This is a genomic window from Paenibacillus sp. ACRRY, assembly GCF_022346995.1.
Classification (GTDB): domain Bacteria; phylum Bacillota; class Bacilli; order Paenibacillales; family Paenibacillaceae; genus Paenibacillus.
In genome coordinates this window covers 449,329-469,530 of sequence record NZ_JAKRNM010000001.1, presented here as the reverse complement: position 1 = coordinate 469,530, position 20,202 = coordinate 449,329, and the positions used below count along the sequence as shown (strand labels likewise).

The window sequence follows — 20,202 nt, the reverse complement described above, 5'->3', positions numbered from 1 at the left end:
AGACCTATCTCTCATGGAGTAAAGAATCTATGCTTATTCAATTTCGACATTTTTCTCACAATTCTTTATATGTAAATAAATAATTTTCCCTGGAAATTTCTTCTTTCAATCACCGTATCTTTTTTATTGGAAACACTGAATACCAATAACATCTCATTACCTCTTAGATCCTTAAATTCAGGAACACTTCTAACAGAATCAAATTTTATGTGTTAAAACAAAGACAGACTGCCATTTCCGCAGACTGCCTTTGTTTTTTGAGCTAACCTTTTCGGCTTTTAATCATGGTAGATGCCATAGACTAACCGCTTATATGACTCTGAGCGCCTTGGTCCCGGAAAGCCCGATGGCTCAGCAAGCCTACCAAAAGTGCTAGAATGGTCAGTCCAGCTGCGAACAAATAGAGATTCACGATCCCGATGTATTCGGCAAGTCCAGCCATGCCTAACAGCGAAATGCAAAATACGAGATGCATGAGTGAAGCTTGAGCAGATAACACCGTGGGCAGCTGCTGACTGGCTACACTGCGCTGAATCAATGTACGGCGGTTAATAATGGATAGTTCCGCAAAAGGCCCCATTAACATGACTAAAATAAGAGCAACGAAAGGCTGCGTGTTAAGTGCGTAAATCGCGGTCAGCACTCCATATCCAGCCATACCAATCATCATCACCGTTAAATAACGGTCACCAATAGTCCGTGCCAGCGCCAGTACCAGCAAACCACCGCCTATTGTCCCTGCAAAATAAGCAGCATTAATAAATCCCCACCATTCTTCACCTTGACCAAGTGCAACTTGTACGAAAGCAAGGGTAAATGCGCCTACCCAAATCGATGCCCCGAGCATGTCGATGATGTCCATAAAGGTGAGCACCCGCAGGCGAGGTGTCATCCATATCATTTTCCAGCCTTCAGTTAACGTATGCCATTTGGATGTGCCAGTTTCCGCAATTTCATTAGAAATGGCCTCCAATTCCTTGTTAACGACTTCCGACTTCTCGGGTTCTTTCACACCAAGTGTAAATACCGCGGCAAGACCATAAATAACAGCGGTGATCAATAAAGTGGGGCTAGCTCCCATAAATGCAACGATGATACCGCTTAGTCCCCAACCTGCAAATTGCACAATCTGGTCGCTGACGCTGAGTAGTCCGTTTGCTTTAAGCAGACCTTGCTCACGCAATACCAGACGTGGAACAAGTGCATTACGAGCTGGAGTTGTCCATCCGTCGAGAAAAGACATCACGAATACAAGCAAAAATACCAAAACAAGTGATGAAGCCTCTCCGTTCAACTGCAAATAAACCGCCAGGCAAATGAATAGCAAAAATTGCCCGACTTGCGACATCAATAGAAGGTTGGACAACTTGAAACGATTAATCAGTAATGGCGCAATCAAACTGCTCAACATTTGGGCTCCGCTACGCATTAGCGGCATAAGCGCTGCCGACACAAGAGAGTCGGTTCGATCAAGGACCAGCACTGTAAGGGCCATAATGTAAAGCACGTCTGCTGCATTCGCAGCAGTCTGGGTCGTCCACAAAAAGTAAAATGGACGGGTTAAATCGGATGACTTCATCGAAGCTTTTCTCCATTTCTCAATAATCTCAATATGTTACTTTATCAAATAAAAAAGTAATCCACCAAACTAGTCAATCAAAATAAGATTACGGCACTTAAAACAGTTTTACAACAAAGAACATGTAAAAAAGAACTAAATATAGTGAGTTCCTGCAGGGATATACCAAATTACCTCTGTGATTCTGTATTCATATATGTATAGCTTAATGGACTACTCAAAAAAACCGGCCTTCTCCACTTCAGAAGATGGCCGGTTTTGCTGTAATCAGACATTTTAACTCATACATTAACGTACTCGCATTCCTTTCTTAAAAACGGCTGCTCTCGTCGGGACAGACGCCACAGCATGTTGAGCATTTATTGCACGCACCAGCAAGAAGTCCGCGGGATCTCCCTCTGCTGGAATTAAATTGCCGGTAGATACCCACTGATATGTCCCAAGCAATCTCTCATCGCTAACCCAGTTTTCCCGCTCGGCCAAACGTGATGCACGCTGCAACATGTCTCCATTGCCAAAAGGCGACCAAGCATCACGGATATTATCGGAGCCAAGCATAAAATTCACACCAGTATCAAGGATTTGATAACCTCTAGGCATCGGACGATCAATTGGTACGCTTGAAATGAGGCTCACTCCGGCATCTTTAAGGATATCCAAAATCGGCTGCACATCAGCGTCTGTCATTTCACCCAGACAATACGCGTGACTGACCGCAGTACGTTCCCGAAGACCCGACTCCATCGTCAATTCCGCAAATCTCCGCATAGTCGCAAGCCCTGTTTCACCTCCATCATGGAGGTGAAGATCGATCCCCTTCCCAGTGAGCGTTGCTAAATCAAACATGCATTGCAAACTACGTTCCATGTCCCCGTCAAGGCCTGCCGGATCAACACCTCCGACAAGGTCGGCGCCAAGTGCCAACGCATCCTTTACAATCTGCTCCGATGAAGAACGAAGCAGCCCTTGTTGCGGAAATGCAACAATCTCGATGTCCATTTCATCTCGAAGTTCTTCCTTGACATACAGAACAGCTTCCAGGTTGCGCAGCCCCACCTCTGGATCAACATCAACATGAGTCCGAATGCGGGTGGTGCCGTAATCCAACATCTGTTCCACGAGCAACTTTGCCCGCTCTCTAACCGGTTGTTTCAATTCGCTGAGCAGCCTTTTTTCATAGGCAAGATGCTTCTCCAAAGTCTGAAAAGGTTCCAATGGAAACCAGCGTTCTCCAATATGGTGTTTGTCCAAGTGACAATGCATGTCTGCAAAAGTCGGGAGATACACCAACCCTGTCGCATTCCACGATTCGGCGTGTGTTCCACTTTCCACTGTCACCGCTTTATTATCGGATGATTCAGGCACAATATTCCGAAAGCGTCCATCTTCGATGACTAAACGATGCAAACCCGTGGGAAGCAACACATTATTCACAATGAAAGTCATTTCATTCTCCATTCTAAGCTGTTTTCGTTCGCCAACAGGCAACCCCGTTTCCATACCCCTATTGGCCGCGGGCGCTCAATAATTAACTGTCGCTTCGACTGTACCGGAAACATGACCAGATCCGCCTGTGCTCCGGCCCATAAACCATAATCTCGAAGACCCAGAGCCTTTGCCGCACCGTATGTTGCCATCTCCACCAATGTCTCTGTGTCTTTCCGGCTTCCCATAAAAGCGGCATGGCCAAGCAGCCAAGCCACATCAAGCGGGTTTCCGCTCCCAAAAGGCGTAAATGCATTCTGAATATTGTTTGAACCATAGATTACATTTACGCCGTGATCCCGCAGCAACCCGATTGGCGCAATACCTCTTCGGACGTTGTAATCGTCCCCGCGGCCATTCAGGTAGAGATCGGTCGCAGGAAGTGTCATGAGATGCAGACCCGCCTCCGCAATCTGTCCGGCATATAATGAAGCCTTCTCCCGGGACATGGCGGCGAGTGAGGTTACATGTCCAGCAGACACATTCCCCTGATAACCATATTCCACTGTCTTCCGAGCAATGTGGATAATTCCAGCATCTTCAGGATTTAGTGAAAAATCCGCATGGAAATCGATCGGCAGGTTAGAGCGTTCGGCAAGCTCGAATACAAATTTCGAATGTTCCTCCAGGTCGGGATCAACATACGTAATTCCACCGATCACGTCAGCCCCCATCCGGACCGCTTCCTCCATTAACTCCACCGTTCCCGGAGCACTCGCAATCCCTTCTTGCGGAAAAACGACGATTTGCATATCCACCTTGCTCCGCATCCGTTCTTTGACTTCCAATGCACTGCTCATCGCCCGAAGCTGAAGCATCGGGTCCACTTCAACATGGCAGCGAAGCTGGGTCACACCGTAACCAGAAAGTTTATTGATCACCTCTACTGATCTTTCGATCATGTCTTCTTCAGTAAATCCCGCTTTGAGCGCTGCAGTCATGGAGATCGCTTCCTGCAATGAGGCAGCATCGCCAGACATACGATCAAGTAGAAGTGCTTTTTCCAAATGGATATGCGGCTCGATGAGTCCGGGCAAGAGGAGTGCTCCCTGAGCATCTAATGTGAGCGTTTGGCCCGGCAACCTCGCTCGTTGCTCTTCATCCTCTTCGATATCCGTCAACCTGATATCCACTATTGATTCCCCATCAAGGGTCGATGGCATGATTCTTTCTATCTTTTCATCGCGTATCCAGAGGTCATGTAATTCATTGCTTTCCGAAATTCTGCAATTTCGGATGATCTGACTTGTCATCCCCACTCCTCCGTCCGTTATTTCAGAAAGCTCGCCGTGTTTATTTCTACAAAACCGGATGGGCTGATCCATACCCCGTCCACATCCTTCGAAAGCGCAGCAAGATTTTCGCCATTGCGGAACGGAAGAATCGGCACGTCGTTCAGTTCGATCTGAATGGCTTTTTCAAAAATGGTGGTACGTTTCTCAGGATCGGTTTCTTTGCGACTATCTTCAATTAGTTGATCCACTTCAGGGTTGCTATAGAACGAATGATTGCCCGGAACGCCTTTGGAACTGCTGTGCAACAGGTTGATTTGATTATAATCCGCATCACCGGTTGCATTTCCCCATCCGCTGAGGAACATTTCGGTTTCTCCTTTGGCTGCCGCATCGATATACGCCCCAAATTCCAACACTTTCACTTCAAGGTTTATGCCAATGCCTTTCAATTGGGATTGCAGCACTTCCGCCACATTCACTCTTGTTTTGTTGTCGCTGGTATAGAGCGTTGCGGTAAACCCTTCTGGGTACCCCGCCTCAGTAAGCAGCGATTTGGCTTTGTTCAGGTCGTAGCTGTAACCTTTGACATTAGGGCTATAACCGATGACCGTTGGTCCGAGTGTGGAATCCGTTACTTTGCCAATGTTGTTGTACACACCGCTGACGATCGATTCTTTGTCCACCGCATACGCTATGGCCTGACGAACCAGCTTATTGTCAAACGGCTCCTTGCTAGTATTGAAGCCGATATGGTCTGTCGCAAAAGCTTCATAACGACCCAGCTTCATCGTTGCAGATGCCTCAATCCGGGCAATCTCCGTGGAAGGAACTTGCTCCGCCACTTGCGCCTCTCCTGTCTCAACCATGGCTAACCGCGTCGTATCTTCAGGTACGGTTCTGAATTCGACTTTATCGATATTCGGTTTGTCCCCCCAGTAGTTTTCGTTTTTGGCGAGCACGATTTTATCACCTGGTGTCCAGGATTCAAATACAAATGGTCCAGTCCCTACAGGTTCCTTCACCATATCCGTACCTGCTTTTTCCAAAGAAACAGGGCTTAAGATGTTGCCTTCCGCACTGGCAAGCAAGGACATAATCGCAGCATAAGGGTATTCAAGCACGAACTGGACGGTGTAGTCATCCAGCACTGTAACTTCTTTGATCATCGAAAACATGCCCGCTTTGGGTGTACTTGGAATCCGTGCGAACGTTTTCTGCACCGCTTCCGCGTTAAACGGAGTACCGTCATGGAACATCACGTCCTCGCGCAGCTTGAATTCCCATGTCGTATCGTCCACCTGTGTCCACTCCGTAGCAAGTGCTGGTTGATATTTGCTGTTTTTGTCCATCAAGACAAGGCCTTCTGTGATTTTGTGATGATAGACGGCCATAGAATTGATCTGGGAGCTGTATTGTGGGTCCAAATTGTTGGCGTCGCTCTGCCGCGCGATCACAAGTGTTCCGCCAGCTTGGCGTTCTCCCGGTGTGGTGGGTTCGCCGCCGGAAGCTGTAGAACCCCCAGACGAACACGCACTAATGACAAGTGTCATGGACAGAGTCAATAAACTGGTAATAAGTCCTCTTTTTTTCATGTGCATGTCCTACTTTCCTTATGGAATGATGGTGACTTTATATTAGAGTTCTCCGTTAACGACCAACCCTTTGTATAAGAGTCCGCCGCGCGTCGATCGCCTTGCCACAGCTTCAGCCGAGCAGGATGCCTCGACCAGCACGGCAGTGGCGTCATCACCAGGACGAGGCCATTGCATGTTCCCCCGATCATCCAGTGGGGTTATGCCTCCCGTTATGTATCCAAGGGTTTCGGCCAATCCGCGCTCCGAACTCCAGCGTTCACGCTCAGCCAGTCGTCCAGCACGTTCCAGCATGTCTCCGCGGCCGAATGGCCCCCAGTGATCCGTGATCGTATCCTCGCCCAGCTCCACACGAACACCATGTTTCTTTAACAAAGAATACGGCATCCAGCGGTTGAGAGGCACCGTTGATGTAATCGACATTCCCAGTTCAGCAAATCGTTCGGCCAACTGTTCCTGCACCGCTTCCCCTATATCAGCAAATGCCAGTGCATGGCTTACGTTCACTCTCCCCTGCCATCCTGCCTGTTCAGTCATTGCAGCCAGCCGAATCATGGTAAATACACCCAGTTGGCCCGGATCGTGAATATGGATATCCACTCCTGCATCAGCTTCAACGGCAATATCCAAAATCGTGGCCAGTGACTTCTCAATGTTGTTGTCCACGTTGCCAGGGTCCACTCCACCTACCCAACGCGCGCCCCTTCGCATCGCTTCCCTCATTTCAGAAACAACGCCGCTGCGAAGCAAACCATGCTGGGGGAATGCTACAATTTCGCAGGACAAACGGTCACTGAATTGAGATATTGCCATTGTTGTGGCCTCCAGATTGCCAAGTCCTACCTGTGGATCGATATTACAGTGAGTGCGTACATGAGTAACACCGCTGGATTGGAATAGGGACAGCAGCTTCAAGGCCCGCTCCTTAGAGTGCTTCAATTGTCGCGGCAACAACTCGCGTTCCTCTGCCATCCGTTTAAAGATGTTTTCGGGCGGCGTAGGCGCAATCCATGGTCCACCATAATACGTTTTGTCGATATGAATATGCATTTCTCTGAAACCAGGCAGGAGAAGCATGCCCTTCGCATCCCGGTCAGGACCTTGCAAGCCTTGCCTAACTTCTCCAATGCATGCATCTCTACTTAATCCGTATGGTGATTCCTGCTCAGTCCTGCTCTCAGCCTCTACGATCATCATGATTTTTCCTTTTTCGATCCATAGATCAAACTTTCCGGTCATCGTTCCCACGATATGATTGTTCTCGTACCGATAACCTTGCTCCAGACAAACATTACGCAACCAATACGGATGATCCTGATGCTGTAAAATGACCCTCATTCCTTTCCGATTAAAATGTTTCCTTTTCGGTGACCCTGCCGGCTATCCCATACAAGGCGCCCTTTTGAAAAAACAGCCTCCCGAGCCCCTCTGCGGGCCACCGCTTCAGCTGCGCAGCTCGCATCTATCAGTACAAAATCAGCCGCATCGCCAGGAGCGGGCCATTCACGTTCGCCATGAATGTTTAACGTTTCTTTCCCGCCTGTTATGAGCCTTAGCGACCGTGCCAAAGCACGTTCATCAATCCATGCAAACCGCTCCGCAAGCCTTGATGCACGCTCCAGTACGTCACCATTTCCGAATGGCTGCCATGTGTCATAAACATTATCGCAGCCTGCTTCAACGCTGACTCCGTGCTCCCATAACAAAGGAATTGGCGGGATGACGCGACCATGAGGTGCGCTCGTAATAATCGTAATTCCTGATTCGGCCAGCAATTCGGCTGTGACTCTCGCTTCCACTTCGCTCACTTCACCCAAGGCAAACGCGTGGCTGATTGAAACCTTTCCCTGTAAACCAGCCTCCATCGACAAAGCGGCCAAGCGCTTCATCGTATATGTGCCCAAATAATCGGGATCGTGCAAATGCAGATCGATACCTGCGCCTGCCTCAACTGCAAGCTCCACCATCGTTTGCAAACTGGCTTCCAGATCCACGTCCATCGTTGCAGGGTCAACGCCTCCGACTAAATGTGCTCCTTGACGTAGGGCTTCGCGGACCAGCTCCTTGCTGCCGGAACGCAACAAACCATGCTGTGGAAAAGCAACAATCTCGTACGTTAACGTGTTGCGATAAGTGTGGAGCAGTTCTTGAATTGGACCAAGTTGTATCGTCCCCACTTCCGGATACACGTCTACATGGGTCCGTATATGCGTAGAACCTGCTTCAATCAAACGTTCCAACAAATGATTGGACCTTTCAAGTGGAGAAGTGGACAGCCTTGGAAGAATTCGCTTTTCAACCTCGCATCGCCCCGCTACGCCATGAGCAGGAATAACCGCCTGCCATGGCTCACCTAAGAGAGTTTTGTCCAAGTGAATATGTTTCTCCCTAAACGAAGGCAACAATAGCAGATCCCTTCCGTCATAGACAGAATTATTGTCCATTCCCTCTGCTTCTCCCATATTGGGGGGAATGCCGTCAGACGCGACGACTTGTGCAATTACTCCATCTTGAATGAACACATGACTCAATTCCGTTTGTGTACTGCGAACGACATCTCCTGCAACTTCGTAGCCACGTTCGATCCGAACGTTGCGCAGCCAGAAGCTGGTTGAATCCATACTGCTCAAGCCACATCTCCCCTTTTCGGCTTTGGATTATACGATTGAAGGCGGTTATGCCTGCCTTGAATCTCATTGTAACGATAATTTGTCATGTTTATTTACATGATTTTTACTTCGTTTTTAAATATCTTTACTTATTTCATAAAAATCATTTATTTTTCTGATTTATATGTTAGTTTTAGTAACATAAAATTCTTAAGGAGGCGCCTATGAGTCAAGCCACGATCACAACTGCTGCTTCTCACTCAGCCAAAAGACCTGGTTCAATGCGGAAGGTATTGACCCGAATCACTGCAAACAAACTCGCCTCTGCGGGAGGTTTCACCGTTTTCTTCTACATTATCGTGGCACTGCTCGCCCCATGGATCGCCCCGTACGATCCGTACAACATTCATCTGCCCGATAAGTTGCAACTGCCATCTTGGGAGCATTGGATGGGCACTGACGACAAAGGTCGTGACTTATTAAGTCGGATCATTTACGGCACGCGCCTATCCCTATTGATAGGCATTGCAGCTGTCACCATAGGAGCCGTCTTCGGAATCCTTTTCGGACTGATCGCAGGTTATTATGGCGGCTGGCTGGATGCAATCATCATGAGGATCATGGACATCCTGCTCGCCTTTCCTGGTATTCTTCTCGCACTAGCAATTGTCAGTGCATTGGGCGCAAGCCTCATTAATGTCATGATCGCAGTCGGTGTTTTTTCCATCCCGATGTTTGCCCGCATTGTGCGTGGTTCAACGTTAACAGTCCGCAAGCTCGAATATATCGACTCGATCCGAACGCTTGGGGGAAGCGATCTGCGTATCATTCTCGTGCACATTCTGCCGAACATTATGTCCCCGATTATCGTACAGGTGACATTACGTCTCGCCACTGCGATTTTGTCGGCAGCAGGTTTGTCCTTCCTCGGTCTGGGAGCGCAGCCTCCTTCGGCGGAATGGGGCGCATTGCTAAGCAGTGGGCGCGACTACATGTTCAGCGCACCGTATTTGGCCCTTTTTCCGGGATTGGCCATTTCTACGCTCGTGATTGGTTTCAACCTGTTTGGCGATGGACTGCGCGACGCGCTTGACCCCAAATTAAAATAATTCATCCATACTGGGAAAGGAAGGGAACACTATGTTCATTTACGTTATCCGACGCCTGATCCAAACGGTACCCGTCATCTTCGGCGTCATTCTGGTCGTCTTTCTCATCATGCAGATGGTTCCCGGCGACCCTGCCGTCCTGATTGCGGGAGACGGAGCTTCTGAAGAAGCCGTGCAAGCCATTCGTCACGATCTGGGGCTCGATCGCCCACTTCTGCTCCAATATGTCCAATACGTGTTTGACGTGTTCCGAGGGGATTTGGGAACCTCGTACCGCTCGGACCATCCCGTCGTGGACGAAATCATGCTTCGCCTGCCAACCACCATTCAATTAGCACTTGCCAGCATTATAATTACGGTCGTGCTTGGCATGACGGCAGGCATCATTTCAGCTACCCGCCAACACAGCAACGCGGACCGTTTTATCATGCTGCTGGCCCTGCTCGGTATTTCTCTTCCGAGCTTTTGGCTGGGCATGATGCTGATTTCTTTCTTCTCGGTCAAACTTCAACTATTGCCCGTTACCGGCTGGGGAAGTTTCAAACACGTCATTCTCCCCGCGATCACGCTAGGTACCGCAGGTGCAGCCATCGTTGCCCGCATGACCCGCTCCAGCATGCTCGATGTCATTCATCAGGACTATATTCGTACCGCGAAAGCCAAAGGTTTAAAACACCGGCTGATTGTATACAAACACGCGCTTAAAAACGCGCTGATTCCCGTCATCACGGTTATTGGATTGCAATTCGGAACATTGCTGGGCGGCACCGTTCTGGTTGAATCGGTATTTGCCATCAATGGGCTGGGTCGATTGATCGTGGACGCGATCCGCATGAGGGATCTGCCCGTTGTACAAGGAGGCGTGCTTGTCGCTTCTGTCATCTTTGTATTCGTTAACTTGGCCGTGGATCTGTTATATCGCTATTTCAACCGCAGAATTGAGATGGATTAAGGAGGGGCTTACATGTCATCGATACATCAGGAGAAATTGCTTGAGGTACAAGGATTGCAAACCTATTTTTTTACCGATGAAGGCACTAGCAAAGCGGTGGACGGCATTGACTTCACGGTGTACCGCGGGGAAACGCTGGGTTTGGTCGGGGAATCCGGGTGCGGGAAAAGCATGACTTCCCTTTCCATCATGCAACTGCTGAACAGGCCAGGCAAAACGGTAGGCGGACGCATCCTGTTCAAGAACGAGGACCTTTTAACAAAATCTGAGGAACAAATGCGGCGCATTCGCGGCAAAGAAATATCCATGATCTTTCAAGAGCCCATGACCTCGCTCAATCCCGTGTACACTGTTGGCGAACAGGTTGCCGAAGTATTTCGGCTCCACGAAAATTTGGGACGCAAAGAGGCCTGGGCCAAGGCTGTTGAATTACTGCGCGTGGTAGGCATCCCCTCTCCGGAAGAGCGTTCGCGTCAAGAACCGTTTCAGCTCAGTGGCGGCATGCGTCAACGTGTTATGATCGCGATGGCGATGGCGTGTCAGCCTGACCTCTTGATTGCGGATGAACCAACGACGGCACTTGATGTTACCGTACAATCGCAAATTCTTGACTTGATGAAGGAACTTCAGCAACGGATGGGCATGTCCATCATTTTGATTACGCATGATTTGGGTGTCGTCGCCGAAACATGTGATCGCGTCGCCGTATTGTACGCTGGTCAGATCGTTGAATATGCCTATGCGGATTCCATCTTCGAGCATCCCAAGCATCCATATACCCAAGGCCTGCTGCAATCCCTGCCAAGCATAGACCAAGACCAGGATGAATTACAGGCCATACCCGGAACGGTTCCCAGTCCTTACGACTTACCTACAGGCTGCCGCTTCGCTCCTCGATGCGCATACCGCAAAGAGATCTGCTCGAGCCAGAAGCCCGAATTATTGACTACTGATCACGGAGAACAGGTCCGGTGCTGGATGTATAGCGCTGAATGGCAAAACACCGATGCAACCTGCAAACACAACATTTCCCCATTGGGAAGGAGCGCACTCGCATGACATCTCTCGTAAATGAACTTTCACTCTCAGCTACAACCGACAGCATCCCGCCTTCCGAGATATTGGCAGAAATCAAACATCTTAAGCAATACTTCCCTATTCGCGGAGGTGTACTTGGCAGGGTCATTCAACATGTCAAAGCCGTGGACGATATCAGCTTCCAGATTCATGCCGGCGAAACGCTTAGCATTGTCGGCGAGTCCGGTTGCGGAAAATCCACCACAGGCCGCTCCATTCTTCGCCTGGACGAACCAACGAGTGGAGAGATTTATTTCCGAGGTAAGAACATTCTTCGCATGAATAAGGCTGAGTTGAAACGAATGCGTAAGGACATGCAGATCGTGTTCCAAGACCCCTTTGCTTCGCTGAATCCGCGCCAGACCGTCAGACAAATATTGAAGGAAGCACTGGAGATCCAAAAAGTGGTACCCCGCCATGAACAGGACCAACGTGTCAGGGAACTGATGGACAATGTTGGCTTACGGCCGGAACAAGCGGACCGGCTGCCCCATGAGTTCAGCGGTGGGCAACGTCAGCGGATTGGAATAGCCCGCGCACTAGCTCTGGAACCCAAACTAATCATTTGTGACGAGGCGGTATCTGCACTGGACGTTTCCATTCAGGCACAGATCATCAACCTGCTCCGCAAGCTGCAGAAACAACATCAATTGACTTATCTCTTCATCTCACATGATCTAAGCGTTGTTCGTCATATCTCTGACCGTGTCATCGTTATGTACCTTGGCAAAATCGTCGAGATCGCCGACAAAAAATCGTTGTTCGATCGACCACAGCACCCTTACACACGTGCCTTACTAAGCTCTATTCCTTCGACCAAACGCAACCAACCAAGGGAACGGATCCCGCTAACCGCTGATGTCCCCTCTCCCATTCATCCGCCAAGTGGTTGCCGGTTTCATACGCGATGTCCATATGCCGTTGAGCATTGTTCCACCGAAGCACCCGAACTGCGAATCGTTCATGAGGGCCATCAAGCCGCCTGTCATCTTATTTCATAAAAACAGAATGCCCCTTTGTCATCGTAGACAAATTGCTTCTTATTATATTGAAACGAACTTTCGTTTCCATTAAGATGACTATACATTTCGCTTGCGATGCTTATTAAGTATTGTTCGCGGACAGTTCTGAATCTTTTCAAGACAACAGCGATTATTGCTGGTATAGGGGGTGCATCATGATTAATCTTGACCAGTTCACCCTGATTGTACTTCTGTTCATCATCGCTCCCATAACGGGAGCGATTGCTCTATTGGTCCTGTTTTTTTTCGAAAAGCGGCTGGACTTGCTGCGCATGCAGAAGCGGCAATTCGAGCTGGAGAAGGAGTTCCAAAAATCATTGTATGTGCAGTTAAGCCAGCAGATCCAGCCACACTTCATGTTTAATACGCTAAACGTCATACTCAGTCTGGCCAGGTTGCGTCGTAATGAGCAAGTGGTAGGTGCTCTGGAAGTATTCTCCAAGTTCCTCAAATTTAAATACAACACCGACGAACCGATGATTCGCCTGGAAGAGGAAATTCGGTACACCGGGCACTATCTTGACATTCAGCGCCTCCGCTTTGGCGATAGACTGCAACTATCCACGGATTACGATGATCGGGTATTGGATGCGTTCATCCCGCCCTTTGTCCTGCAGACGATCGTGGAAAATGCGTTCAAGCATGGACTGGAACCGAAGATGGGGGCTCTAGAGCTGAGCATCCAATGTTATCGGAGTCTGGATCAGGTGATGTTAATCGTAACCGATAACGGCGTCGGATTTCACGACTCCTCCTACTCTGATGAAGAGATTCAAGGACACGGACTTGAAAATATCAGAACTCGGCTGCGCATCTTTTTTGGTGACGAAAGCTCAGTGAGCTTGAAACCAGGTTCTGCAGGTGGAGCCGTCGCCGAGGTATGCTGGCCTTTCATCCAAGAAGATGTGTCCAAAGGCGTCCATGAAGATGCATCGAATGAAAATTACGCGTAGAGGGGGATTTCTTCATGAATGTTCTGTTAGTCGATGACGAACCTCTGGAACTGGAGCAACTGGAATTTTTGATTCAGCCGCATTTCCCTTACTGGCGCCTGCACAAAGCTGCCGACGGAACGCAAGCCAATGCGATTGGACAAGAAATGCGGATTCAGCTCGCCTTGCTCGACATTAATCTTCCCGGCAAATCCGGGTTGCTCGTCGCCGAAGATCTTAGGCGCCTTCACCCCGATATTCATATCATCATCATCTCTGCACACCACAATTTCCAGTACGCACGTCAGTCCATCAAACTCAAAGTCATGGACTATATTACAAAACCCGTTATTGAGCAAGAACTACTCGAGGTGCTTCATCAGTTTGATGCCAGCGGCTCACCGCAAGTGCAATCCAAAGTCATTCAAGAAGCGCTGCAAATTCTGCACAAACATTTTGCAGGCAAAATCAACCTCTCCTCCCTCGCTGCGGCCGTTCATATAAATCCGGCATACCTGAGCAGACTGTTTCACGAAGAAGTTGGCACGTCGTTCTCCGAATATGTGAACCGGTTGCGCGTGGAAAATGCCAAACAGCTTCTCTTCCGCCATCCGGAACTAAACATCGCCGATGTTGCCGAGAGATGCGGCTTCAACAGCCAGCATTATTTTTGCACCCTATTTCACAAACACGAGGGCATGCCACCAAAAAAATACCGTGAAAAGAGGGCACTGGATGCGATCAACTCTTTTACGCGATAGTGCAGTCGGGCCTACTAGATTGGGCATTGGATTTGGAGTCATTGCTCTGCTTGGTAGGTGGCTGACCGGGCTAAACATCGTGGATTCGCCGCAAGCCCTCATGCGTTATGGATTATACGGTTCGCTCGGATATTCTTTGGCTACAGCCTTTTCCTTGATGTTGTTCGGCTGGCTTGGACAAAACGTGCGGAGACGTTCTCCTGGCCTCACGTCATGGGGGGAATGGCTGAAGGCAAAGCTTACCCCAGCAGGAACACGTTTGCTGACAGGATTGTTTGCCGTGCTGCTTCTTGAAGCGGTACTCTTGCAAGGTATGGTAGCCGGATTTTTCTTCCACAAATTATTCGCCCTTCCCGAAATGATTGGCCGAGCTACTTTCATCGCCTTCAGTTCTATGCTAGCTGGTTATATTGGTTTGAAAAAGCTATATCATCTAGCCGTTCCCCAAGTGATATTAACACTCGGCGTTGCCATCATTCTCCCCTTGTTTTATTTTATCCGGCAAGGCGTCGATCCCGTATATTCCGGCATCAGGCTCTACCACCCTTACATGCTCGTTATTGATAACCATGCGGCATTTCTGTTTATCGCAACTGGCATATGGGTTGGCTTGGGGCAGGTTATATCAGATCCAGCTACGTGGGAACGCTCGTTTCACATTGACCGTTCCAAAATGGTGCCTGCTTTTATCATGTCAGGACTGATCTACGCCACAGTATTGATGGCTTTTTTGCTGCTCGTCATGGTTGCCATTCATTCCGGCGGTCTCGCTGATGAACCGTCCCTCATATATCCATTGCTGTCCGTCACCCGCTCACCCGTGTTGTTCGGATTAATGGTCACTTGCCTTCTTACGATGTTTGCAGTCTCTTACATAAGCCGCTTTCAGGCATTACTGTCACTGTGCATGGAAACGTTCGCCGATGCCGCAACCCGCGGCAAACAAATCCGCAACGTGTATATCGGATTGGCCGCAGTGGTCGCCACAATCATGTCCATTGGGATATCGATAACGCCCATTCAAATCCTTTATTTATTCGGAGCCTTTCAGGCTTGCATGCTTGGCCCGATGTTGCTTTTGAGTTTCAGCAACAAACAGGTTCACGGCATTGCGCTACCGCTCATTGCCTTCGTTGGTTGGAGTACGTGGAGTATATTGCACAAACTGGGCACTTACTCTGGACTTGAACGAATCTGGATTAGCGGCATCATGTCATCCGCACTGTCCTGCATCTATCTATTCGTAGCTCAAGAGTCTCCCTCAGACAAAAAGGCCTCAGGCGAGACGTTCTGAATTCGTCTTCTGGCTGAGGCCTGCAAGGAACAGGATTCAATTTCATACTGGAGAAGGCTAAAATGCGAAGCAGCGCAGTACTTCCTAGAATCAAACTCTACCGCTGAACCGTTTAATCGCTTCCTCACTCACCGGCTGGAAGAGGTTAATGAGATTGCCATCGGGATCACGGAACAACATCGCACGATTCCCCCACGGCATCGTGGTTGGTTCCTTCACCCAGTCATCAACAACCGGCTTCAAGCGTTCGTATTCAGCATCGACATCGTGAACCCGGAACTCGAGGATGACACTGCGATTATCGGCAGCCACTGCGGAACCAACACCGAACAGTGGTACCGTCTGAGAGTGACCTATAGCCAGAGTGCACGAAGGCATAACGAGTTCGGCAAAGACTAGTGCGGGTCGTTCTGCTGAAACTCCCATGACTTTCTCATAGAATTCGACTAGACGTTCTACGTCGTCGGTAATCATACGTACAGAAGCGAAATGCATAAAAGAACATCCTTTCTCTCATAAAAGATACATATTATCTGTGGAGGTCAGAACAAGATCTCCATCCCATTATGTTTACTTCATGAATCATAAAATAACGCTACTGACAACGGGGTGTCAGTAGCGTTTTAACTTTGTATCCATAGCCTCGGGAAGCAGGAACAAATCATCTAGCAATGAAAGTTTTTAAAAATATCCAAAAAGCATCCGTAAATGAATTGCTGAAATAGATTCACACCAAACACATCCGGTCAGAGATCATATTTGATATTTGTCTGCTTCCTTAACTCAATCACATGGATGCCTTGGTAAATCTGATTCGATCTCTTTTGCAGAAGAAGACTTTAATCAGATGAATTTATTTCTAATCCGCGCATTTAGTAAATCGTTGGAACCATTCCTCCATCCATACGAATCGGTGAACCTTTAAATGGTGCTGCATAAGGGCTGCATACGAATGCAGTAAGTCTGCCGATCTCGCTCGGTCTGATGAAACGCTGCAACTCGGATTGCGGGAGATTCGCAGCCATGAATGTTTTTTCTTTTTCCTCAAAAGTCATGTTTTCATCTTGATATACGCTCTCGATGATCTGTTGTACATTCTCCGACAGTGTTGGTCCAGGCATGATTGTATTGACCGTCACTTCCGTTCCCACTGTCAGTTTGGACAGACTCTTCGATAACGAAAGCAGCATGGATTTGGTAACGGCATATTGCGGCATATGACCTGGCATCACGGCTTCTTCACTCGCTATGAAGACGATCCGGCCAAATCCGCTGTTCAGCATAGTGGGCATATAAAATTTGGTTAGAGCATTTGGGGAGAGTACATTGGTCTGAATGTATTTTTCCCACACGGCATCATTTACATCGTAATAAGACATGATCTCATAGATCCCGGTGTTATTTATCAAAATGTCAACCTGTGGGAACTTTGCAAACAATGCTTCCCGCTCAGCAACATTGACGATATCGGCTGTCGCATTTCGAGGCGAAGTATTCGGATACGCAGACTTGATTTCTCCGACAACATGTTCAACATCTTCATGATTTCGTCCATTAATAAGTACGTTGACCCCTTCTTTAGCCAACTCGATGGCAATCGCTTTGCCGATTCCTTTCGTGGAACCTGTTACCAACGCTGTTTTATTATTTAATCCCATATCCATGATGCATTTCTCCTCTATTCTGGTTGATTAATGAATATTCAATCTTTCTAAGGCATATCTTCTGCACGGATCTAATGATACGCGTAACGTTTCGATGTGTAACTAGCAGAGAGCGACAACAAACTAGCAGATCACGCCTATTTAGAATGATACGTTCCAGAGAACAAACCACGAGGTTTGGGGACGGAATCCGATTGCTCACAGACAAAAATTTCACATCAAAAAACCGTTGATCTTGATACAGATCAACGGTTCAAAAACTAATATTTAGTTACGCTTTAACGATTATCTTCTTTCGAGAATCTATTAAAGAACTCTTATTTCATAATTACTATGGATTTCATTTGATAATCAGCATTCTCATCTTTGACATTTCGAGCTGCCTCTCAGTATATCGGAGTGCTGCTCGTCTGTCGTTTTTGCCCATTCAGGAGAAAACGGCATAGTGCGAAGCCTGCCACGGCATACGCCCCGATCATGCCTATAATGCCGATCCATCCAAAATGACTGTACAAATACCCCCCGCCAGTGCCACTAACACTGGAACCAACATAGTAAAAGAATAAATACAAAGCGTTTGCCTGCGACTTATGATGGGCTGCAACAAGACCGACCCAGCTGCTGGCAATGGAATGTCCACCGAAAAAGCCGAAGGCAAACAAGCCGAGACCCACAATTTTGATCCATAAAGCCGGATGCATGGTGCAGATGGCACCCGCCAGAATGATCGCAATGGTAATGCTAAGTACATGGGACCGTCCATAACGGTCGGCAAGCCTGCCCATCCAGGTACTGCTGACTGTGCCCATAAGATACACGACGAAAAGACTTCCTACCAAGGATTGACTGAGATGATACGGAGCACCGGTCAGTTCAAATCCGATGTAATTAAACAGTGTAACAAAGCCCCCCATTAGCAAAAATCCCAGCCCATACAAACTGAGGAGTCGCGGGTTCCGGCATTGTGACCATAGAAGAGGCAGGGCTTTGGTTATTCCTGGAGAAGTCTTGATAAAATTCCGCGATGGCGGAATGACCAACCAGAAAACAACAGCCGCACATAGGCCGAGCACACCGATAAATCCGATGGCACCTCGCCAACTGAACCAGTCCGTGATGACCCCGCTTATGAAACGTCCTGCCAGCCCCCCGATTGAATTGCCACTGATGTAAAGCCCCATGGCATACCCCAAACTACCAGGTTCAATTTCTTCCGACAAATACGTCATGGCCGTGGCAGGCAGGCCCGCAAGTGCCACGCCTTGCAAGACTCGGAGCAGCAACAAGTCAGCATATCCTTGGCTGAATGCGCTCAGAATAGCGATGATGGAAGACAGCACCAAGGATGTCGTCATAATTAATCGCCGCCCAAGGGCATCAGAAAGTGTGCCGATAAACAACATGGTGATGGCCATGGCCACCGTTGAAACGGAAAGCGTCAGGCTCGATTGTGCCGGAGTAATGTCAAAGGCAACACTTATCTCCGGCATAAGAGGTTGGAGACTGTATAACAACGCAAACGTAACGAATCCTGCGGCAAACAACGCAAGGCTAATGTTTCGAAACGTCTTGGTTCCCTGCTGAATCATTGAAATTCCAACTTTCTCGGCAGGAAAGCTCCTGATCGGCAGCTGCCTGATCGCTTGCTCGAAGCCTTCCGGGATTCGTTATTTAATGAATAATTTGCGCTCCATATGCGTTAGAAACTCATATCCGTCCGGCGTCACGACAACCGTATCTTCGATTTGGAAGCCGCCTGCGCCAAGCTCGTAATACGGAACTTCTACGCAAAGAACCATACCAGGCTCCAGTATGTGCTGGTCACCCGGGGAAATAGTCAAGTCGTCATACAGCTCGAGGCCGATCGCATGCCCCACATGCTGTCTTCGGTAATGAGGGATGCCTTCCTTCTGTACACGGGATACCGCCGCATGAAATACATCCGATGCTCTGACACCAGGTCGTACGGTTTCTAGGGCTGTTTCCCAACCGCTCTTCACAGCGTTAAAATGTTTTTTCATCCAGGGCGTAGGTTCACCAGCAACGACGGTGCGTCCTGTATCCCCCCAGTAGCCGTCCAACTGCATGCATAGATCGAAGCGGATCTGGTCTCCCTGCTCGATCGTGTGGAAATAATTTTCGATCAGTGGCAGTGCACTGCGCGGTCCTGCTCCCACGGCTGTCATCGCTGGCGTACCTCCTGCACGCATCACGGCGATCCGATAATGATCGGCAAGTTCCTTTTCGTGCACACCTGCCGCGATAAGATGAATCAGCTCCTGCTCGATTCGTTCATTGACCTCTGCCGCGCGGCGCAGCCGTTCGATTTCAAATGGTGTTTTGACTAGTCGGATATGCCGGAACAATTTATAAGCTGGTATAACAGCTCCATCTGGCAATGCGTCCTGGACCTGAGCCATAATATCCGGCGCAATCCGCATTTCGTCGATGCCAATAGGCTGGTTCTCGATGCCAAGGTGTTTGAGCGCAGCAAACAGGGCATCTGCCGCTCCTTGGTGAATCACGGTCGTTTGCAGCAAGGAATAGAACAGATCGATGTCTGCGGTAGAAGGTTTGCCTTCAATCGTTCCCTCAACGAAGAAATCGCTATAAGCAAAAATGTCAACGTTGGTGATACCAAACTGAGCAACGACGCCCAGACGATTCGTCGGAATAACGATGCACGGCCTTGCAGAACGGTCAGCGGGTAATATCGCATAGATCTGCATCGTCCAATTGCTGGCACGCAATTGCGATCCGATGACATAATGGATGTTTTCCGGCGTCGTAGCGATAAGGGCGTGAAGTCCCTTCGCTTTCATTACTTCATCTGCGCGGTCCCTGTTTAAGCCTGAACCTTCGGATGGTTGCTGTGGATTCATGTTTTCGAT

At 48.7% G+C, this 20,202-nt stretch carries 17 protein-coding genes; 7 read left to right on the top strand and 10 right to left on the bottom strand.

Translation table 11 applies throughout. From position 1 onward, the window contains the following. Positions 1-301 precede the first annotated feature (301 nt). The 6 genes from MH144_RS02075 to MH144_RS02050 form a co-directional block, all read right to left on the bottom strand. The gene (locus MH144_RS02075; RefSeq protein ID WP_239297415.1) at positions 302-1,579 is read right to left on the bottom strand and encodes an MFS transporter; all 1,278 of its coding nucleotides are present in this window, start codon (positions 1,577-1,579) and stop codon (positions 302-304) included. A gap of 288 nt (positions 1,580-1,867) precedes the next feature. Continuing rightward, positions 1,868-3,004 carry an amidohydrolase family protein gene (locus MH144_RS02070; protein ID WP_239297405.1) on the bottom strand — a complete coding sequence of 379 codons (1,137 nt, stop codon included), beginning with the start codon at positions 3,002-3,004 and terminating at the stop codon, positions 1,868-1,870. Between the two features lie 17 nt (positions 3,005-3,021). After that, a complete protein-coding gene (locus tag MH144_RS02065) occupies positions 3,022-4,227 on the bottom strand; it encodes an amidohydrolase family protein (protein WP_239297403.1) in 1,206 nt (401 codons plus the stop codon). Positions 4,228-4,334: 107 nt separating this feature from the next. Further along, positions 4,335-5,891, bottom strand: a complete 1,557-nt coding sequence (locus MH144_RS02060; protein ID WP_239299225.1) for a glutathione ABC transporter substrate-binding protein — start codon at positions 5,889-5,891, stop codon at positions 4,335-4,337. Between the two features lie 42 nt (positions 5,892-5,933). Next, a complete protein-coding gene (locus tag MH144_RS02055; RefSeq protein WP_239297401.1) occupies positions 5,934-7,229 on the bottom strand; it encodes an amidohydrolase in 1,296 nt (431 codons plus the stop codon). Next, the gene (locus MH144_RS02050) at positions 7,226-8,512 is read right to left on the bottom strand and encodes an amidohydrolase (protein ID WP_239299224.1); all 1,287 of its coding nucleotides are present in this window, start codon (positions 8,510-8,512) and stop codon (positions 7,226-7,228) included. Before MH144_RS02050 ends, MH144_RS02055 begins: the two co-directional genes overlap by 4 nt. Before the next feature lie 212 nt (positions 8,513-8,724). On the opposite strand from MH144_RS02050, the gene MH144_RS02045 reads away from it, so the two are divergent. From MH144_RS02045 to MH144_RS02015, 7 genes are all read left to right on the top strand, one after another. Then, the gene (locus MH144_RS02045) at positions 8,725-9,609 is read left to right on the top strand and encodes an ABC transporter permease (RefSeq protein WP_481857311.1); all 885 of its coding nucleotides are present in this window, start codon (positions 8,725-8,727) and stop codon (positions 9,607-9,609) included. 31 nt (positions 9,610-9,640) lie between these two features. Next, positions 9,641-10,561, top strand: coding sequence for a nickel ABC transporter permease (gene nikB / locus MH144_RS02040; protein WP_239297399.1), 921 nt, complete (start codon positions 9,641-9,643; stop codon positions 10,559-10,561). A gap of 12 nt (positions 10,562-10,573) precedes the next feature. Continuing rightward, entirely contained in the window at positions 10,574-11,620 is a 1,047-nt protein-coding gene (locus tag MH144_RS02035; protein ID WP_239297397.1) for an ABC transporter ATP-binding protein, read from the top strand. Beyond that, positions 11,617-12,639 carry an ABC transporter ATP-binding protein gene (locus tag MH144_RS02030; RefSeq protein ID WP_239297386.1) on the top strand — a complete coding sequence of 341 codons (1,023 nt, stop codon included), beginning with the start codon at positions 11,617-11,619 and terminating at the stop codon, positions 12,637-12,639. The genes MH144_RS02035 and MH144_RS02030 overlap by 4 nt, the downstream gene beginning before the upstream one ends. 176 nt (positions 12,640-12,815) lie before the next feature. Then, positions 12,816-13,613: a sensor histidine kinase gene (locus MH144_RS02025; RefSeq protein ID WP_239297384.1), complete on the top strand. Its 798-nt coding sequence runs from the start codon at positions 12,816-12,818 to the stop codon at positions 13,611-13,613. A gap of 14 nt (positions 13,614-13,627) precedes the next feature. Beyond that, on the top strand, positions 13,628-14,353 hold the full coding sequence (locus tag MH144_RS02020; protein ID WP_239297374.1) for a helix-turn-helix transcriptional regulator: 726 nt from the start codon (positions 13,628-13,630) through the stop codon (positions 14,351-14,353). Further along, on the top strand, positions 14,328-15,647 hold the full coding sequence (locus MH144_RS02015; RefSeq protein WP_239297372.1) for an SLC5/6 family protein: 1,320 nt from the start codon (positions 14,328-14,330) through the stop codon (positions 15,645-15,647). The genes MH144_RS02020 and MH144_RS02015 overlap by 26 nt, the downstream gene beginning before the upstream one ends. 90 nt (positions 15,648-15,737) lie before the next feature. Here the strand turns inward: MH144_RS02015 and MH144_RS02010 are convergent, their stop codons facing one another. The 4 genes from MH144_RS02010 to MH144_RS01995 all read right to left on the bottom strand — a co-directional run bounded on the left by MH144_RS02010 (position 15,738) and on the right by MH144_RS01995 (position 20,193). Then, positions 15,738-16,142, bottom strand: a complete 405-nt coding sequence (locus MH144_RS02010) for a VOC family protein (protein ID WP_239297370.1) — start codon at positions 16,140-16,142, stop codon at positions 15,738-15,740. 377 nt (positions 16,143-16,519) lie between these two features. Beyond that, positions 16,520-17,311, bottom strand: coding sequence for an SDR family NAD(P)-dependent oxidoreductase (locus MH144_RS02005; RefSeq protein WP_239297360.1), 792 nt, complete (start codon positions 17,309-17,311; stop codon positions 16,520-16,522). Positions 17,312-17,697: 386 nt separating this feature from the next. Continuing rightward, the gene (locus MH144_RS02000) at positions 17,698-18,900 is read right to left on the bottom strand and encodes an MFS transporter (protein ID WP_239297348.1); all 1,203 of its coding nucleotides are present in this window, start codon (positions 18,898-18,900) and stop codon (positions 17,698-17,700) included. 78 nt (positions 18,901-18,978) lie between these two features. After that, a complete protein-coding gene (locus MH144_RS01995) occupies positions 18,979-20,193 on the bottom strand; it encodes a M24 family metallopeptidase (RefSeq protein WP_239297338.1) in 1,215 nt (404 codons plus the stop codon). Positions 20,194-20,202 lie beyond the last annotated feature (9 nt).